This is a genomic window from Methylomonas fluvii (assembly GCF_014850975.1).
Classification (GTDB): Bacteria; Pseudomonadota; Gammaproteobacteria; order Methylococcales; family Methylomonadaceae; genus Methylomonas; species Methylomonas fluvii.
Genome location: NZ_JACXST010000003.1, coordinates 505,582 through 523,979 on the forward strand (window position 1 = coordinate 505,582; position 18,398 = coordinate 523,979).

The following is an 18,398-nucleotide window of genomic DNA, read 5'->3' on the forward strand; positions in this document are numbered from 1 at the left end:
AAAACCATGTACATCGTTATCGAAAATGAAGAGATCGTAAAAGACCAGATCACAAGCCGCAAAAATGGCGTTGTGTACTTCACCGCTGAGCAAAATGCCCTGATGTTTACTGAGGGTAGCCAATATCCGCACCATTTCAAAATCCGCTTGGCTTTTGATGATGTGCAAGCCAAGCGCGACCAAGTAGGCCCGATAGCCAAAGGCAAATACACCTTGGCCGATTCTGCCTACTCAATCAGCCGTTTCGGCGAAATATCGTTACAAGTTACGGCAAAGAACCTCAAGCCGGTTTCACCATCCGCGTCTGTCGCCATCCCCAGCCGGACTGCGGCGTAATGGCTGAAACGCTTAAAGGCTGGGTAAACCTGCCTACCTCCGGCGTTATCGGCGATGCCAGCCTGGAATACATCCTTGCGGTTGGGATCGTCGTCATAGTGTTCGCACTAGGTTTCCAAGCAGGTCAGCAAAGATGAGCTCGGGTGCTTGGTTTGCTGGCTTCTTGGTCCTGGTGTGGCTTTTCGGATATGCCATTGGGCATGTCTTTTTAAACCTTCGGCGTTTTGTCGATAAATGTAAATAGGTGACTTATGTCTAAAAAAATTGCAATTGCAACAACTGGTGCGGCTACTGCCGTTGCTTCCGTTTCTCAAGCCGCTGCTTTGGCTGCGACTGACTTCGGTTCTATTCAAGCTGACGTTATCGGCACTATTGGCGTAGCCGCTGCTATCGGTGTCGCCATCATGGTCGTCGGTCTTGGCTGGGATGTTGGTCTGGGCTTGGTTCGCAAATACGTTAAACGCGGCACGAAATAATCCACCCTGAAAGGTGCGGCGGGCGCAGCCCGTCGCGCCTTTATCTCTCATTACTTCCCGGCGTAACGTCATGCAAAAAAAGTCTATTTTTTACACCTTCGCCGCAATCGTCCTCATGCTTGCTTACCACGAACCGCGCGCGGTGACGATGGGAGCTAGTAATCCCACATTTACCCGGCTTTTGTATAAAGGGCATCCGTCAATGCCTACCACCCCGAATACATCCATTGTTAATTCCGCTCTAAGTGCAGGCGCTACATATACGCTTAGTGCTGCCTCTAGTTTCAAGGGTGCTTTTACGCCGGTTAATGTCGGTATGACGCTTGGTACAACCCTTATAGCCTATGGCATGATGACTGCCTTAAATGAACTACGGGTTCAGGCTGGCGTCAACGTGCCTCAATACACGCCTCCTGAATCATCTGTTTCACCTACTGGCACACCTACCTACCAAGATAGCTACAACTGGTCGTCTAGTAATATTTGCGGTAATCGTGGTGCTTACACGACAGCAACAGGGACGACTGCTGCTGTTTGTTCTGAGATCAACACAAAAATAGCCTGGTGTTACTCTGTAAATGGTTGGGGTTCTTATACGGGTACTTTAACAGCTACTTCACAGGGTCAATGTGGTGGCTCAGGCTCTTACACCTTAAATTATAAAGGAACTGCGCCTTCTGCTGCTTGCCCTGCCGGTTACAATTTTGTTTCTGGTTCTTGTGTTTTACAGACTGTTGATTCCGTGCCTTATCCGTCAGACGGAAAGCCTTCATGGAACATTAAATTCGGCGGTGATGGTAATCCTGTGTTTGTGCCTGATCCGCGCGATCCGGATGTTGCTACCGATCCCCCGGTTCTTGAGCAAGTGGGCCAGGACCAATACGGCAATCCCGTTTCAGAACGCGTTACGCCTAACAAAAATGGCGGTATTACGATTCGCCGCGAAACCCAGTCAGAACACCCGACAACACATCAGCCGATTGTACAAGCCGATACCATTGCTACGGATTCATTCGGTACGGTTGTTCAATCAACGTCTACTGTGTATGACAATTCGCAGGTGACGAACGTTTCCAATAACATCGATACTTCGATGCTGGCTCAAGAGGCTACATTGCAGCAAATCAACGACAAGCTTGGTGAAGCTACTGAGCCTGATCTAACTAACATCGATCAACCCGTTACAGATGCCAGAGCCGCTTTCGTTGCTGGCATTTCCGGCTCACAAACCACGCTGGACAGCAACCCGGCGGCTAGCGTTAGCCCGGTTGCCTATTGGACCTATGCTAGCGGTTCATGCTATCCCCTTGAATGGGACGCTGGCCGTTTCGGCAAAGTCTCGCTGTCCAATTTCTGCTCGATTTACGATACCTATATCAAGCCCCTTGAAATATGGGTGCTTGGTGTTTTTGGAATGCTTCACGCCTGGCAAATCTGGCGCACAACTGTGAGTGTTATCTAATGCCTATTCTCGGTTTGTTATTCGGTTTTATCGGTTCAATCCTTACTCGCGTATTCGCGTTCATTGCCACGAAATATGGTTTTCAGGCCGCTATCACGGCGGCATTTATTACCGTTTGGATCGCGCTTATAGCTTCTTTCACAGCAGCGGCTAGCACCTGTCTCAGCGTGTCTGGCACTTGCGGCGGAATTGCTGTTAATTGGTCCATTCTCCCGGATCTCATAAAGTTTGGCCTAGGCCTGGTCCCGGTCGAAGCCATCACTATTATTGCCTGCTTGGTTTCCCTTTACGCCGCTGGCTGGTGTGCCCAGGTTTTGGGCAATTTGTTACGGCTCAAATCCGCGATGGGTGCGCCTGGCCTTGCCGATTCTCGGTATTGGATTGGCGGCAATCATTAAACGTAACGGGTAACGAAAATGGATATAACAGACTATTCAGCCGGCAACTTGTTCATTACGGGCGAACTCGGCTCCGGTAAAACCATGTATGCCGTGAAACTGATTCGGGAATACCTCGCTGCTGGTCGTCCAGTGGCAACTAATCTGGATTTGTTCTTGGAAAACATGATGCCTGAAAAGAGTAGGGCGGTTGTCACCCGGATGCCTGATAAGCCTGTCCGCGCTCATTTTGACCAGCTCGGCGATGCTTATCCTGTCTTTGAAGGCTACGACGAACAAAAGTTTGGCCTGATCGTTCTTGATGAGTGCTTGACCTGGCTTAACTCTCGATCTTGGCAAGACAAAGAAAGGGCGGGCGTGTTGGATTGGTTCCTTCATGCCAGAAAGCATGGTTGGAACGTGGCATTCCTGATGCAGTCAGCTGATTATTGCGACCCGCAGCTTCGCGAAACGCTTCTCACGTACCATGTTAGCTGCCGCAAAATGGGTAAGTATCGCGTTCCGTTCGTCGGCAAGGCGTTTGGCTTGCGGATGCCAAAGGGAACACTCGCCACCGTTACCGCTGGTTATGGTACTAACTCAATTAGTCATGACCGCGAACTGTATCGTGGCTCTGACCTGTACGCCGCTTATCATACCGGCCAGGTGTTCCAATCCGGCATGGAACTCATCGACGGCAATTTCTACGACATGCGCTCACCTTACACCATGCTTTCGGCCTGGCACGTGAAAGGCCGCTACGCTGAACCAGAACAGCAGCCAGACAAAAAGCCGTTACAAGTAACGCTTATTGATATTGGCAACTGGCTAAGCTGGGAAGTTTTCCGGCCTCTGGCTTTTCTGCTGCTTGCGCCTTTCTTTCCCCGTGAAGTCCTCGAGGCCATTCACACCACTCGCCGCAAGTTTCGCGAATCGGAACAAGAAAGGGCGGCTTTAGCCGCCGAATTAGTCGCGAAGCGACCTAAACAAGCCTTTGAAATCCTTCACATAAAATCGTAACAAGTAACGAAAAAAACTTGACTTATTTAACGTAACAAGTGACAATAAAGCAACTTTTGAAAAGGGGGCTTTATGAAAGACCAAACCGATACCCAAACCACCGAACTTTTCCCCGTAGCCGAACCAAAACGCCGTGGCCGTCCGGCCACCGGCAAAGCCAAAACCGCCGCCCAACGCCAAGCCGACTACCGAAACCGTAAAACGTGGCGGGGTGGTACTGACAACTGCGGCCATCACCACTTAGACACCTGGATAGAATCTTCGGCTATGTTCGCCTTAGACCGCTTGGCGGCTTTGGATGGCATCAAGCGCGGTGAGGTGCTGAAAAAGCTTTTGCTGCAAGCCGACGATAAAATCCAGGCCGCTCTTGGTATAGGTTCTGACGACTGGCAACGTTATTGGGACAAAACCCTTCAAAAACACGGCGCGGAGTAGGGCGCCCCACCATGCCCAATCACCGGCCATGCTTCCGCGTCTATCCGCCCCGAAGGGAAAGCGGATAGACACCACCTGCCACTGTCCCGCCCACAATCCACCCACCCAACCAGACCGAGGCTTTGCTCCACCGGACGGGCTTTGACGTTCCGCTTGATAGCGTTGTTGCACCGGTCCTGCTGTTGACCGGCAGAAGCGCCGCCGCTAACTTACCCACGCAGCGGGAGACCCCAGCCGGCGCGAAGCACCGCGCTAGCAGCGCGGGTGAAGAACTAAACCCTGATCGTAGACAAGAGCGCGGAAAGATTCACGCGGTTCGCACGCTTTTCGCGGACCGTGGGGAGCTTTGCGGGCGGGCTTTGGGCTAACACGCCCCGCCGGGAGGCTCCCCCGGAAGGGTCGCCGAAGGCATCATCAATCAGGTGAGTGGCCCGCGCGACCGATGTTCACGCGGTGGGCTTTCAGCGGCTTGCGCCTGCTCGGTGACGCGAGGTCGCGCGCGTGGGCCGCTCTTTCAACCCCGAAGGGCCAAGCGAAGCGCGGAGCATAAACCGCGACCACCTGACAATGTTTCGATGTGTAGATTTAGCCGGTTAATCTCGGCTGACTGGTCCCGGCTGGCTAGGATTGAGCTGGGTTGCCATTGTTGTGACTTGTAACGCAAAACACCACGGGAAAATAGCCAACCATCCCATCCCGGCAAATTCACGTGCTTTCGATCCCATAACAGCAGATACCGCTCGGCCAGGTAGTGGCCGTCACGGTCAAACGACAGTACGTCATCAACCGTTACGCCTAACACCTCGGCTGCACGTTCCACATTCAAACCGCAACGATTCCAGCGAACGTGATAAAAGCTGCTTTTTTTCTTAGCCATAAAATCGACTCCTTGACGTTAAAAGCCAGGCGCAGGCAAAAACCGCGCCCACGCCTTATAGAGTTCGCATAATGTATATTATGTTAAATATTAGGGATAGCGAAAATACTTCCTGTCCGTCATCCAGGAACATTGTTACCGTTTTAGTGTTGTATCCGACCAATGCTACGATGCCAAATTCTATCGGCAAATCGCTATTTCTGAATTGCGTTAGCTTAAACTACACTAGTCTTGGAATTTCCAAGCCGTTCTGGCAGCGCGGAAACACGTTTTGTTCAACTAAGGAGTTAGCGTATGACGACACTGGAAACAACTATCCCGGCAGTCATCTCGACACTGAGCGAAGAAGAACTAAAAGGCATTAATGCTTATTGGCGGGCCTGCACTTATTTAGCGGCCGGGATGATTTACCTGCGCGCCAACCCGTTGTTAAAAGAACCTTTAAAACCGGACCACATTAAAAATCGACTACTCGGCCACTGGGGTTCCAGTCCCGGCTTGAGCTTTATCTACGTACATCTCAACCGGCTGATCAAACAATACGACCTTAACGCGATATTTCTAGCTGGCCCTGGCCACGGTGCGCCGGGCGTGTTGGCGCCAGTCTATCTCGAAGGCACTTACGCGGAGATTTATCCGAATAAAGGCGAAGACGAAGAAGGTCTGTTGCAATTTTTTAAAGAGTTTTCCTTTCCCGGCGGCATCGGCAGTCATTGCACGCCGGAGACACCCGGCTCGATCCATGAAGGCGGCGAGCTGGGTTACAGCATTTCCCATGCATACGGCGCGGCTTACGACAATCCGGATTTGCTGGTGGCAGTGGTGGTCGGCGACGGTGAAGCCGAAACCGGGCCGCTAGCCACCTCCTGGCACTCCAACAAATTTTTGAATCCGATCAGCGACGGTGCCGTGCTGCCCATCCTGCATCTAAACGGCTACAAGATCAACAATCCGACCTTGTTATCTAGGATTCCCCATGAAGAGCTGGAACAACTGTTTCGCGGCTACGGCTACACCCCGTATTTCGTCGAAGGTAGCGATCCAGACACCATGCATCAACTGATGGCCGGCGTGCTGGAAACTTGCGTCCTGGAAATTCGGCGGATCCAGCAAGAAGCCCGCGCTAGTGGCATCCCTACCCGGCCGCATTGGCCGATGATTATCTTGCGCAGCCCGAAAGGTTGGACAGGCCCCAAAGAAGTCGATGGTCATAAAGTGGAAGCGTTCTGGCGCTCCCATCAAGTGCCGCTGGCCGGCGTGAAAGACAACCCGACGCATATGCAATTATTGTCTGACTGGCTGCACAGCTATAAACCGGAAGAATTATTTGATAGCAAGGGCAAATTGATTCCGGAACTTAAAGCCCTGGCGCCAACGGGCAACCGGCGGATGAGTGCGAACCCGCACGCCAACGGCGGCCTGCTGCGCAAAGCATTACGGATGCCTGATTTTCAAGATTATGCTTTGGCCTTGGACGGCCACGGCAAAGTGTCGGCGGAAAATACCCGGCCGCTGGGTAAATTTTTGCGCGACATCATGAGTGCCAATATGCACAACTTCCGGGTATTCGGCCCAGACGAAAACAGCTCCAACAAACTTGATGATGTTTACAAAGCCAGCAAGAAAACCTGGCTGGCGGATTATCTACCGGAAGATGCCGACGGCGGCGAACTGGCGACCGATGGCCGGGTGATGGAAATGCTGTCCGAACACACCTTGGAAGGCTGGCTGGAAGGCTATTTATTAACCGGCCGCCACGGCTTTTTTTCGTCCTACGAAGCCTTTGTGCATGTCATCGATTCTATGTTCAATCAGCATGCCAAATGGCTGGCAATGTCCAAAGCAGTATCCTGGCGGGCGCCGGTGTCATCATTGAATTTGCTGATTACTTCCACGGTATGGAGGCAGGATCACAACGGCTTTACGCATCAAGACCCCGGCTTTTTGGACTTGGTAGTCAACAAAAGCCCGTCGGTAACGCGCATCTATTTGCCACCCGATGTGAATTGTCTGCTGTCTGTCGCCAACCATTGCCTGCAAAGCACCGACTACATCAACGTGATCGTTTGCGACAAACAAAAACATCTGCAGTATCTGGATATGGATGCAGCGATCAAACATTGCACCAAGGGCATCGGTATTTGGAAATGGGCCAGTAATGACGATGGTGCCGAGCCGGATCTGGTGATGGCCAGTGCCGGCGACATTCCCACCAAGGAAGCCTTGGCGGCGGTGGTACTACTGCGCGAGCACTTTCCGCAATTGAAAATTCGTTTTATCAACGTAGTGGATTTGTACAAGCTAGTGCCCGCCAGCGAGCATCCGCACGGTTTGTCGGATCGGGATTTCGACAGCTTGTTTACCGTCAATAAACCGGTAATCTTCAACTTTCACGGTTATCCCTGGCTGATTCATAGGTTGGCCTATCGGCGCCACAATCATGCCAATCTGCATGTCCGCGGCTATAAAGAGAAAGGCAGTATCAACACCCCGTTGGAACTAGCCATTCAAAACGAAACCGACCGTTTCAGTCTGGCAATCGATGCAATAGATCGGATTCCGGCCTTGCAAGTGTCCGGCGCCCACGTCAAGGAAAAGCTGCGTGACCGGCAAATCGATTGCCGCAACTATGCCTATGAACACGGCATAGACCGGCCGGAAGACGACCAATGGCACTGGCCGTATTAAAGCTGACGATAAATAGTGCGGTACAACTCCCGCATGCGCCGAATATGCCCGTCTGCTAACGGTTTGTCGCCATAACGGGCTGCTTCGAACAAACCGGTGATTTTCGCCGCACTGCGTCGCGCATCGCGATGCCGACGACTGATTTGCGCCAGATATTCGCGGGTATTGGCGGTATCGGCGCGCGGCACGTCGTGCAACGCGAATAAGCGAGACATCGCCTGGTAATACTGGCGAGCTGCGGGTTCGCCGCCGGTATGGCGACCGATCACCCCCAAACGCAGATAGTCCCATTGCGTTATTAGCCAAAGTACCCATGGAATTTCCCGCAATAATGCCCCGAAAGCCAGGAAAATCGCCAATAGAATCAATGCCAGCAAACCCAATAACGCCGCCAGCCAGTGCTCGCGCAGCCATTGTTTCAACCACTCCCACCAGTCGAAAAACACTGCAACGGCCGGTACCAAAGCCTGTTGCGTAGATTCGCTAAGGCCGGCAATGCTGTTGATCGCTGCCGCCTGCCAAGCCGGCATATTGACTCGCTTTGCGGCGGCACGCATGTCCGCCGGGCTCGGCCAACGGCTGCCGGCCTGCCATTGTTGGCCTGCGCCCTCTCCTCCATCAGCAGCTTGCTGTTGCCCGCCACCCGCTTTTTCGATTGGTTGGTCGGAACCGATTTGACCGCCGCTGCCAGCCTGTTCGATTTCGCCGCCGGGATTTTGCAAGCTGACTTGGCCGAATCGCCACTCCAGATATGGCCAGTTAAGTTGCGGCGTTATCAGATAAAGCCCGCCACCGATCAGCACGATGGCGGCGGTGGCCGCCAAAATGGCCGCGCCCTGCCCTTGGCTGCTGGGCCGACCCAGACTCAAACGCTGCAAGTCCGCGCCGCGCCGCTGGACTTGCTCGGCAACCAGACAAAACACCACCGTCACGATATAAGGCGCTAGATAAAACAACACGGTCCAGTCGGCGCGGTAATGCGAGGCGGCAAACAATACTATCGCCAGCGACACCAACAACCCCAGATTCATCTCGCGCCGGCCGGTGGTGACGCAATTGTAGGAGGCCTGCAACATCGCCAACAGATACAAACCGGCGCGCGGCATACCCCAAATCGGCATAAATACCAATACAAACAGTAAGAAACCGATAAACAGCACGGCCTTTTGCCAAACCTTGCCCGCTCCCGAAAGCCAATGATTTTGTCGCCAGCCGACAATCGACGTACCACCGAAGACAATAGCCCAGAACAGCATTTCCCGTGCAAAGCTGCCGTATTCGATATCCAAAAACGCATTGCAGGCGACGGCCAGCCATTGCGCTAAAAACAATCCCGCATAGACTGGAAAACTCAGCGGCGATGCGGTCATTGGTTAAACAGCGTTGTTAAGTCGTCGCCTCGCCGAACCGTGACACAATGCGCGCCCAATTCCAATAAACCGGCGTTCAATGTCAGGTCGCTGTTGTCGCGACGGATCCAACTGGCGGCGTTTAGAAAGCTGTCACGTTCAAACAATACCGCGAACAAATACACGCCCTTGGCCCTTAGTAAAGCCAGCGCCTGCAGGGTTTCGGCAGTGCGATGCGGCGGCTCGGTCAATAACAGCACAACCGTTTCGCCGCGAATGCAATTCAACGCAATCTCGGTCAGCAATTTGGCATACGGCGTTACGCCGTCGGCCTCAGCGACTGCCAGCGCGTCAAGAATGGCTTGGTAATGAAAATCGCCCTTGCCGGATAGAATCCGCAAAGGCTGCGCGGCATTAGCCAACACGCGGCTGTGCATATTCTGGCTACAAGCATACGCCGCCACGGAGGCGGCGATGCGTATCGCGTATTCCAGGGTACTGTGTTTGCCGCGGCCGATATTGGCGTCTTTGGCTAAATCCAGGGCGATGCAGATGCAGGCCGAGGCCAAAGGCTCGAACTCCTTGACCATCAACTCATTCAAGCGCGCCGTGGTCGGCCAATGGATATGCCGAGGATTGTCGCCGCGCCGGTATTCGCGCAGGCCGGAGAATTCCGCGGCGCCTGCGCCTTCCGGCAGACAATAACCGCCCCGGTGAATCTGGCTGGGCGCGCCGAACAGCGGCAGCGATAGGATCGGAAAGACCTTCGGATAAATGGTCAGGGTTTGCAGGGAACGGTCGGTGCGGCTGCGCGCTTCAGCTAAACCAAGCGGAAAACTGGACGCCAAGCCCATTGGCCCCAGCGTATAAAAACCGCGTTTTTCGCACAGCAAGGGTACATCAAAACTACGCGCACCGCGGCCCGGCACGTAAGCGACGCTGCCCAGCAATTTGTCGCCATCGTTGGCGCCCTGTTCGGCGGCACCGACAAAAGGCAAGCGGTCGACCAACTCCACCATGAAGCGCGGCAGCCAGCCGCGATTTTGTAGGTCCACCCGAAACACAATGGTTTCGCCTTCCAGAGCCCGTTGCGGCCCGACCCGCCGTACCGACAACCGTTGAAGCAACCAGTGCGGCCAAAACATGCCGGTCAACAAGGCGGCGCTGAGCAATGCAGCGAGCAGCCAAGGCAAGCTTTGTTCGCGGCTGATCGCCGCCAAATACGCGGTCAGCGTAAAGCCGCACAAGATTAAAAATTTCAGCCTCAGCGCCATTGCGGATTAACGATCAAACCACCGGCGGCGGTAGCCGGTCGAGAATTTCCGCGAGAATCTCGCCGGCATTGCGCCCCATTACCGCAGCTTGCGGTTTGACGATCAGGCGGTGTTCCAGAATCGCCGGCGCGATGCTTTTCACCAAATCCGGCGACACAAAATCCCGGCCGCGCAAATAAGCCAAACCTTGCGCACCTCGGGCCAAAGCCAAGGTGCCGCGCGGGCTGATACCCAAGCGCAAATCGCTATGCTGGCGGCTGGCGGCACTGATACCGACCATATATTTAGCTACGTCCATACTGACATGCACCGACTTGACCTGTGCGCGTGCCGCCATAATGTCGGCTTCCGAGGTGACGGCCGGTAGGCTGTCAATAGGATGAGTCTGGGCTTGCGCCGCCAGTATCCGCATTTCTTGTTCGATGCTGGGATACTCCATCCGCAAGCGCATGAAAAACCGGTCCAGTTGCGCTTCCGGCAAGGCATGGGTGCCAGCCATATCGATTGGGTTTTGGGTGGCCAGCACCATAAACAGCTGGGGAAGTTCGTGCGTATGCCCGTCCACGCTGACATGAAATTCTTCCATGCATTCCAGCAGCGCCGATTGCGCGCGCGGCGTGGCGCGGTTGATTTCGTCGGCCAGCAGTAAATGGGTAAATACCGGCCCAGGCCGGAATTCGAAATCGGCGGTTTTTTGATTGTAGATAGCGACGCCAGTAATGTCCGACGGTAATAAATCCGAGGTGCATTGCAGGCGTTTCATGTCCACCGCCACCGAACGGGCCAATGCCCTGGCCAACATGGTCTTACCGGTGCCGGGCACATCCTCCAGCAATACATGGCCGCGGCACAGCATCGCCACCACGGCCAATTCGATGACCGGCCGTTTGCCGATAATGACTTTTTCGACGTTTTCGATTAAAGAAAGCATGGCATCCATTGGCTTAGGATTGTCCTGTTAAAGAGATGGGCGGGAAATGGGAGAGCCAAGCTTAGCAGAGCTTGGCCGTTTGTCATGCCAGGCTAAGGGTTAAGGCGCTTGGCTGCGAATTGGGTATCGGAAAATAGCGCCAACACCGCGAATATCACAATCGCCACCAGCATCGCGCTTGCTGAGGCGACAGATAAGCCAAAAAACGTCAACCAGGAAACAAACGCATAATAAATGGCCGGCATGACGGCTTGATAACCCACCGATAGGCCTATGACTCCGAGCAATAACCAGATGGCAAAATTCAAACCAACGCTAATCCGTGCCAAGTAATAAACCGGTTTAACGATACGCGCCTTACGCTTGCCCAGTCCGAAAAATACCAAGCCATAGAGCACGATCAAAGCCAAACCGTAAACGAACAGTTCCGGGTGCTGGGCCGCCGACGTCGCCTGATCGAATACATAAAGCACGCTTGCATTTATGTTGCTCTGCGCCAGTAGATGGTTCGCCAATGTCCCGGGATTCGCAGACTCCGCAGTGTCGGGAATAAAATCCGGGAAATAGAAAACGGCTTGTTGCGGCACGATTAACGTTGAGTTGGGCAAGGTATTCCGCGGATATTCTGCGACCGGTTTGCCGTTAACCGACAATACACCGGCCGTAAAACCGACTTCATCGCCGGGCATACCGACGATTCTGCTGATCTGCAGTTTGCCGGCCGCATCGTCAAAGCTGATCAAGCGCCCGGCTGCCAAATCCACTTTAGCGGACATCACCATAAAAGCGTTCTTGGACAACTCCTTGTACAAGGGATTGGTCGATGCCATGCGGCTGATCGGGTGGTACAAAACGGTATAAATAATCGGACAGCCGAAAACCACCACCGCCAGCAGGCTGAGCAGCGTTGGCCCTAATGAAGATCGATTAACGCGCATGGTGATTCGTCCGAGTCGAAAGCCCTAAAGACTAGCACAGCCTGAAAAACGCGAGTGTTGCTAGCCTAAAAAACGAAGCCGTCAGCTCAGATATTCGCCTTTCTCGGCAGTGTTTGGGGGGCATCAAAAGCACCGCGTAAAAGCCGATGTTTAGCGGTGGGTTTAGATGGTTTGGGAAGTTAAAAACGCCGCTTGGCCAGCAAAGGTTGAAAGTTTCCGGAAAAACTAACTTGCACTGCGGCGGCCGGCCAGCAGGCTTTGTTGTAGTTTGTTGTCGTCTACCCATAAATCGCCGGCCAACAGTTGCGCAATCTGGGCTTTCAAATCCGGATCGCGGTCGGCTTCGAAAAACAAGTTATGGACAATATTAGATTGGTAAAAGCACTCGACGAATAGCCGCATCGTATTAAAACCGAGCAAATACTTGTCATCGTCCTCGGCGTGCAGATCAGGATCGGCTTCCCGCCCGTCGCTTAGCCCGATATGGACGCGGTCGGCAATCCGGGCGGCGCTGGTGAACGCCAAAAATACGCCGGATGAAAACACCGGATCGAGGAAGCCGGCCGCGTCGCCGCAGCAGGCATAGCGGACGCCGTAGCGGCTTTGGTTGGTGTAACTGAAATCCGCTTCAACCCGCACCGGCGCGACTTGCTCTGCGCCTGTTAACAAACAACTCAGGAGCGGTGAGGCTGTCAGATAACGGCGCAACAATTCTTCCGCATCGCAGTCCTTGGGACGCTCTTTCTGAACCACCAAACCTACGCTCAAGCGGCGTCCAGCCAGCGGAATGATCCAGATCCAGCCGATGTCTACGACCGGCACGTATATATTGCCGGAACGGAACAGTTCATCGGCCTCCTCGCCCGCTTGAATGTTCTCGAAATGGGTATACACCGCAAATTTGCCCAAATTTTCGATCCTTTTGATGCCTTTGTCTTTTCGGCCCATCAGCGCGCTGCGGCCGGTGGCGTCGATCAGATAGCGGCTGCGGTATCGGCTTTTATCGGAGACAATGTTCACGCCGTCAGCCTGGCAGGAAACATCCAGTACTTTTTCTTGCTGATGGGTTTCGACGCCGTATTTCGCGGCGTTTTCAAACAGCATTTGGTCAAACGGTGCGCGCTCTATCTGGTAGGTTTTGCGGTGTATGCTCAGCGGGAAATACATCCGTTGCTCAGTAGCTTCGTCTATAAAGACCGCGCCGCTTTTCGACAGATTCCCGGCACTCCAATCTATCCCCAAACGCTGAATAATCGGCTCACTAAACGGTAGCATCGATTCACCGATATGAAAGCGCGGGTGCGTACCGCTTTCCAACAGCAATACCTTATGACCATATTGCGCTAGTAACGTCGCGGCCGTCGAGCCGGCCGGGCCGCCACCGACGACGACCACATCATGGTCAAAAGGGTTTTGCTGGTTGTCTATCATCTTTAAAGATTAACGGATTAGTCGTTTGGATAACCGTCTTCCGCAGCGTTGTAAATGGCGCGGTAAACAGTCCAATGCACGCCACCGATACCGGCACCGGTGTAAGTAATGATGCCCACGCCTTTATAAAACTCATCGGTGCGCATCACGTCCGGACCAAAATAAAATGGGATCCAGGCTTTGCCGGTTTGATAAGACTTGGTGTCGGTGGGTTGGCCGAGAATTTCATGAACCTGGCCCTGGGTCATGCCCAGCTTGAGTTTGGCGAACGGGCTATTCGCCGGAAAATTACCGTCAATTCGCGAGTCCGGCGCGGTACTGGCCTGAGCGGCCGGTGTGCCTGCTTGCGCGGGTGTTTTATTGCTGGATGCACAGCCGGCGGCCAGCGCTAAAGCGGCGAAGAATGCTAATGTTTTATAGTGCTTCACAGAGATACCTTCCGGTTAGTTTTGTCAGCGGTCTATAGTAGTTCAGTTACCGCCATTTTTCACCATCGTCTGTTTTCGGATAAGCAGAGGCCACTACTCATAAGCACCTGCATGAACTTGCCAGCCCGGCATATGCGGGCTTAATGCTATGGCTTGCGGCCCTCTTCCGGTTAAAGCCGCTTCAAGCAAAGGAATAGCGGCCAAAATTGGCATACTATTAACCGAATCAGTCCAGGCCGCCGGAAAAGTGCTTTCGCCAACTTGCGGTCTGCTAATCTGCATCAGACGTCCGTCCACTTTTCCCGCCGCCAATAGCAAGGCATAGGCAAATGCCGGATTGCCGCAACCGGGAGCTAGATAGCCCGGCCATGCCTCATCGTAACAAACCAATAGCAGTTCACCACCCTGGCAAGCCAACTGGCACCAGGCTTCCAATAAAGCCATTGCCAAGGTATCTGATCCTGCCGCCAGAGCGGTGGCTGGCTGGGTGCATTGCTGAGCGATACTCCAATAACCCGCCGCGGTATTTTGCACGGAATTATGAAAAGCGCTGGGCGACATCACCCCGTCCGTTTTGACTAGTTCGTTACAAATCTGGTCGGTGGTGTTTATTTCTCCCGCCACGCTGGCAAATATCGCCGGTAAGCTGGATGGCGAACGCTGTGCTTGCTCGCAGGCAGCGCTTGCCGCGCTGAAAGCCATTTGCATCGCCTGGCTGCTGCGACGGCGCAACAGCGGCGGAATGGTCTCGCGATTGATAGCAAAGGCCGGAAACGGCAGACTGGCGCGAAATTCGGCGTCCGGCGCACAAACGCCCACGCCAAGCAGGTTCATGCATTCCATTATGCAGCCTCCAGCAAGACACTGGCATTGTTGCCGCCGAAGCCAAACGCATTGCTCAAGATCAGTCGGGGGCTAATGTTCAGTTCTGGCGCCGTTACCAGCGGAAAACGACATTCGGGGTCGGGCATTTGCAAACCGCAGGTGCCGGGTAAAAAACCGCGCTCCAAAGCCAGTAGACTCACCACGACTTCCACGGCACCAGCCGCCCCCAAGGTATGACCAAGCAAACCTTTCACGCCGCTGCAGGGCGGCGGGTTGGCAAATACGCTGGCTACCGCTCTGGCCTCGGCGAGATCGTTCAGGGTGCTGGCGGTGGCATGCAAATTAATGTAATCGACCTCGCTCACATCGCGTCCTGCCAAACGCAAGGCCTGCGCCATTGCCGTGGCAGCCCCAAGCCCCTCCGGGTGCGGCGCACTCATGTGGTGGGCATCCGACGATTCGCCCACCGCCAACAATCTGGGCCGATCCGTATTCTCAATGCTGGGCTTTTCCAACAACAGCAACGCCGCGCCCTCGCCTATGTTAATCCCTTGACGCTCTGCATCCATCGGTCGGCAAGCGTCCGCAGAAATCAGTTGCAAGCTGTTGAAACCGCGCAGGGTCAGTCGGCACAAACTATCCACCCCGGCCACCAATACCGCATCACAGCACTCTGTGCCGATCAGTCTTTGTGCGGCGGCCAAGGCTTTAGCGCTGGAAGAACAGGCGGTGGAGATCGCGTAGCAAGGCCCTTGTAAACCAAGTTCGAGCTGCAAAAATTCTGCTGTAGCTTGGGCGGTTTGCACATTGGTGAAATAAAAGTCGCCAGGCATCACGCCGTCTTGCTGCAAGCGCGCATAGGCGTTCTCTGAGTCGTAGATACCGGAGGTACTGGTGCCAAGTATTAAACCAACGCGGGCCTCACCGTAACAGGCGACCGCTCTCTCCACCTCGGTGCGAAAACCGCCCTGCTCCAAAGCTTTTAATGCCAAGCGGGCATTGCGGGAATTGTAGTTTTTTAAATCAGGCCGAATGTCGGGTAAAGCTGAAGTCACCTCACCCACTACCGTATCAAAAGGAATATCGAACAAGGTTAGGGGTTTCAGGCAAGGACGATTGGCTAACAGACTGGCGTACAAAGCGTCCATATCGTCACCGCCCGCGCTGACGCACTGGTAGGCCGTGACGGCGACTGGAGAAATCAGTGGGGAAATACGCATTAATTCTTTGGCTTTTGGATCAGTAAGGGACAAAGCAGAAAACCCAAGCTCACACCTAAGCTTACCGACAGTGCCAAAATTGGCAAGGTGGGTGTCTTGCCCAAGCCCATGGCACCGAAGGAAGCAATCGTCGTCAGCGTGGATGAGGCAATCGCGTGGTAAGTCACATCGGCGTCTTGGCCGCGGTTGTCGATAAAAAAGATACCGTAATCCACGCACAACGACACCGATAACAACAAGCCGATCACATGCAGAAAACTGACTTCCTCGCCCATCAGCGCCCACGTGGCAAAAATGAACAGCACGCCAGCCAGCGAAGGCAGCAAGGTCAAGCACACTTTGCGCAGGTCGCGTTGTTGCAGCCAAATGAACAAGGCCATTATGCCTATGCCAATACCCAGCATCACTAAAGACCGGTCCCGATATTTGCCCGCCAACTGATCCAGTTGATCTTTTTGGCTGAAGTACCGGGTGCCGTCCAATCCGGCCAAACCGGCTATCAATTTATCCGGATCGTGTTCGCCCAACCACAGCGATAACATCACCCCCGTTTGCCCGCTGACTATTTGCCCGGACAGAATATGCCTAACCGGCGAGTCCATCACCACCGAGGGTTGCAGCGCTGCGGGGGACGCCAGCGCTAACGTCCCTAATTTCTCGACCGATAAGCCCGCTTGGGCTAAGCCGGTTTGCCAAGCTTGCTGAAATTCCGGCGTCAGGCCATGTTGGTAAACCTGGCTGTTCTCGGTTTGCAACTGCTTGGATACCAACCACGGAAACAGGCCGTGATATTCGCTAATGACTCCCGCTTGCTTTAAAGACTGCAACCGGCGTTCGGCAGCTTCGGATCGTTGCAGCGCGGTTTCCCAATCGTCGGCTTGTATCAACACAAAACGGCCCGGTTCGATACTGGAAAAATGCGCGCGCACTGCCGCATCCTGCTGTTTTAAGTTATCCATATTGACCGCCAGTTGTTGCATATCGCTCATCCAACGAATTTGCGGCAGACACAGCACAGCCATGACCACGCTGGCAGCGAACAGGCCCAGCAATATTTTCCGGTGCCGGCCGCAAAAATCCACCCAAGCGCCGATGCCGGGTAAATGCGCAGCGTGCAACGATGAATTGACCAGCAAAGCCGGCAATACCCAGCGGGTCAAGCCCAGCGAGCCGACCACGCTGGCCAAGGCAAACACGGCAATTTGCTCGAAGCCCGGAAACCCGGTAAAGCCCAAGGCACCGTAGCCGATTACCGTGGTCAAACCGCCCATCAACAGACTGGGCCACAACAGCTTGGCCGCCGCTAGCGGGGTGTTGCGATGCTTGGCGCAATGCACCATCACATGAATCGGGTAATCGGAGGAGATGCCAATCAAACTGGCGCCCAACGCCAGCGTCAGACTGTGCACTTGTGGGAAGACTAGCGCCGTTGCCAGGGTGCCGATTACAAACGACGCGCCCTGCACCATCATCACCCAATGCAAGGCCGAAAACGAATGAAACAGGAATAAAAATACCAGCGCCACCGCCAGGCTGGATACCACCGATACCAGCGTCACATCCTGGCTGATCTCACTTTGCGCGGCCACACTGAACACCGGCACCCCCGCCATCGACAACTTGAAACCCTCCCCGGCCGCGGCATTTAACGCTGCGAAATTGGCCTGGATGGCCGCTTGCAGGCGCGTCTGCGCTTCGGCATCCAGCGCCGCCGGCCGGCTTTGCAGGATTAACGCGCCACCCTGACTGCGTTTGGCTTGCTGCTGAAATTGTCCCTGTAGCGCCTTGAAGCCGTTTAAAGACAGCAACAACGGATCTTGCTTGGCAATGGCTTTTACAAAGCTGCCTTGCGGCGACAGCAAGGCTTGCTTCAACCCGGCGGCTTTAGCCGGTAACTGGCTGGGATCGAACAATTCAGGCGCATCTTGTTCCGGGTTTAGACTGAACAGCCGGGCGTGGTAAGGCGCATACGAAGCCACGGCATCGACCCAGTCGCGGGGCGGCTGATCGGCCGGCCACACCTGCTCCACGTCATCGAGTTTAGCCAGCTGACTAAGCAGTCGAGCACTGAATGCGGCCACCGACATTGGGTTTTCAGCGCCATTAATCGTATCTGCGGCTGAAACGTGATCGGACTTTTCGACCACCAGCAAATAGCGCCGCGACAGTTCGCCTGACTTCAACAAGCCGGCCAACAGCCGGGAATCTTCATCGTCGGTCGCGGTAAAAAAAGCGTTCAGGTCTGTCTCGACCTTGATGTGCCAGAACGTGATGGCCAGGAATAAGGGAAACAACAGCACGAACCAGCGCTTTCGCCAAACAAAAGACACG

Annotated in this window: 18 protein-coding genes; 8 read left to right on the plus strand and 10 right to left on the minus strand. The window is 54.3% G+C overall.

The window, feature by feature from the left end:
* The first annotated feature begins 6 nt into the window (after positions 1-6).
* The 7 genes from EBB_RS19820 (at position 7) to EBB_RS19850 (ending at position 4,106) form a co-directional block, all read left to right on the plus strand.
* Positions 7-336 carry a single-stranded DNA-binding protein gene (locus EBB_RS19820; protein ID WP_192395464.1) on the plus strand — a complete coding sequence of 110 codons (330 nt, stop codon included), beginning with the start codon at positions 7-9 and terminating at the stop codon, positions 334-336.
* Positions 336-473 carry a hypothetical protein gene (locus tag EBB_RS19825; RefSeq protein ID WP_192395465.1) on the plus strand — a complete coding sequence of 46 codons (138 nt, stop codon included), beginning with the start codon at positions 336-338 and terminating at the stop codon, positions 471-473. Before EBB_RS19820 ends, EBB_RS19825 begins: the two co-directional genes overlap by 1 nt.
* Before the next feature lie 114 nt (positions 474-587).
* A complete protein-coding gene (locus EBB_RS19830; protein WP_192395466.1) occupies positions 588-812 on the plus strand; it encodes a hypothetical protein in 225 nt (74 codons plus the stop codon).
* Between the two features lie 70 nt (positions 813-882).
* Positions 883-2,274: a hypothetical protein gene (locus EBB_RS19835; protein WP_192395467.1), complete on the plus strand. Its 1,392-nt coding sequence runs from the start codon at positions 883-885 to the stop codon at positions 2,272-2,274.
* Entirely contained in the window at positions 2,274-2,672 is a 399-nt protein-coding gene (locus EBB_RS19840; RefSeq protein WP_192395468.1) for a hypothetical protein, read from the plus strand. Before EBB_RS19835 ends, EBB_RS19840 begins: the two co-directional genes overlap by 1 nt.
* Positions 2,673-2,690: 18 nt before the next feature.
* Positions 2,691-3,671, plus strand: coding sequence for a zonular occludens toxin domain-containing protein (locus EBB_RS19845; RefSeq protein ID WP_192395469.1), 981 nt, complete (start codon positions 2,691-2,693; stop codon positions 3,669-3,671).
* Between the two features lie 72 nt (positions 3,672-3,743).
* Entirely contained in the window at positions 3,744-4,106 is a 363-nt protein-coding gene (locus tag EBB_RS19850; RefSeq protein WP_192395470.1) for a hypothetical protein, read from the plus strand.
* A gap of 514 nt (positions 4,107-4,620) precedes the next feature.
* On the opposite strand, the gene EBB_RS19855 is transcribed toward EBB_RS19850, so the two are convergent.
* A complete protein-coding gene (locus EBB_RS19855; RefSeq protein WP_192395471.1) occupies positions 4,621-4,983 on the minus strand; it encodes a hypothetical protein in 363 nt (120 codons plus the stop codon).
* A gap of 294 nt (positions 4,984-5,277) precedes the next feature.
* Here EBB_RS19855 and EBB_RS19860 point away from each other — a divergent pair, with 294 nt between their 5' ends.
* Positions 5,278-7,671: a phosphoketolase family protein gene (locus EBB_RS19860; RefSeq protein WP_192395472.1), complete on the plus strand. Its 2,394-nt coding sequence runs from the start codon at positions 5,278-5,280 to the stop codon at positions 7,669-7,671.
* On the opposite strand, the gene EBB_RS19865 is transcribed toward EBB_RS19860, so the two are convergent.
* The 9 genes from EBB_RS19865 to EBB_RS19905 all read right to left on the minus strand — a co-directional run bounded on the left by EBB_RS19865 (position 7,668) and on the right by EBB_RS19905 (position 18,397).
* Complete coding sequence (locus EBB_RS19865; protein ID WP_192395473.1) at positions 7,668-9,041, minus strand: DUF4129 domain-containing protein; 1,374 nt, start codon at positions 9,039-9,041, stop codon at positions 7,668-7,670. The genes EBB_RS19860 and EBB_RS19865 overlap by 4 nt on opposite strands.
* Positions 9,038-10,294: a DUF58 domain-containing protein gene (locus EBB_RS19870; protein WP_192395474.1), complete on the minus strand. Its 1,257-nt coding sequence runs from the start codon at positions 10,292-10,294 to the stop codon at positions 9,038-9,040. The genes EBB_RS19865 and EBB_RS19870 overlap by 4 nt, the downstream gene beginning before the upstream one ends.
* Positions 10,295-10,307: 13 nt before the next feature.
* Positions 10,308-11,225: an AAA family ATPase gene (locus EBB_RS19875; protein WP_225587622.1), complete on the minus strand. Its 918-nt coding sequence runs from the start codon at positions 11,223-11,225 to the stop codon at positions 10,308-10,310.
* Positions 11,226-11,317: 92 nt separating this feature from the next.
* Positions 11,318-12,163 (minus strand): S26 family signal peptidase, encoded by an 846-nt coding sequence (locus tag EBB_RS19880; RefSeq protein ID WP_192395476.1) that lies wholly within the window; start codon positions 12,161-12,163, stop codon positions 11,318-11,320.
* Between the two features lie 225 nt (positions 12,164-12,388).
* Positions 12,389-13,594 carry an NAD(P)/FAD-dependent oxidoreductase gene (locus tag EBB_RS19885; RefSeq protein ID WP_192395477.1) on the minus strand — a complete coding sequence of 402 codons (1,206 nt, stop codon included), beginning with the start codon at positions 13,592-13,594 and terminating at the stop codon, positions 12,389-12,391.
* Positions 13,595-13,611: 17 nt separating this feature from the next.
* Positions 13,612-14,022 (minus strand): outer membrane protein assembly factor BamE domain-containing protein, encoded by a 411-nt coding sequence (gene bamE, locus EBB_RS19890; RefSeq protein WP_192395478.1) that lies wholly within the window; start codon positions 14,020-14,022, stop codon positions 13,612-13,614.
* Between the two features lie 93 nt (positions 14,023-14,115).
* On the minus strand, positions 14,116-14,865 hold the full coding sequence (locus EBB_RS19895) for a beta-ketoacyl synthase chain length factor (protein ID WP_192395479.1): 750 nt from the start codon (positions 14,863-14,865) through the stop codon (positions 14,116-14,118).
* On the minus strand, positions 14,865-16,067 hold the full coding sequence (locus EBB_RS19900; RefSeq protein WP_192395480.1) for a beta-ketoacyl-ACP synthase: 1,203 nt from the start codon (positions 16,065-16,067) through the stop codon (positions 14,865-14,867). Before EBB_RS19900 ends, EBB_RS19895 begins: the two co-directional genes overlap by 1 nt.
* On the minus strand, positions 16,067-18,397 hold the full coding sequence (locus EBB_RS19905; RefSeq protein WP_192395481.1) for an MMPL family transporter: 2,331 nt from the start codon (positions 18,395-18,397) through the stop codon (positions 16,067-16,069). Before EBB_RS19905 ends, EBB_RS19900 begins: the two co-directional genes overlap by 1 nt.
* Between the last annotated feature and the right edge of the window lies 1 nt (position 18,398).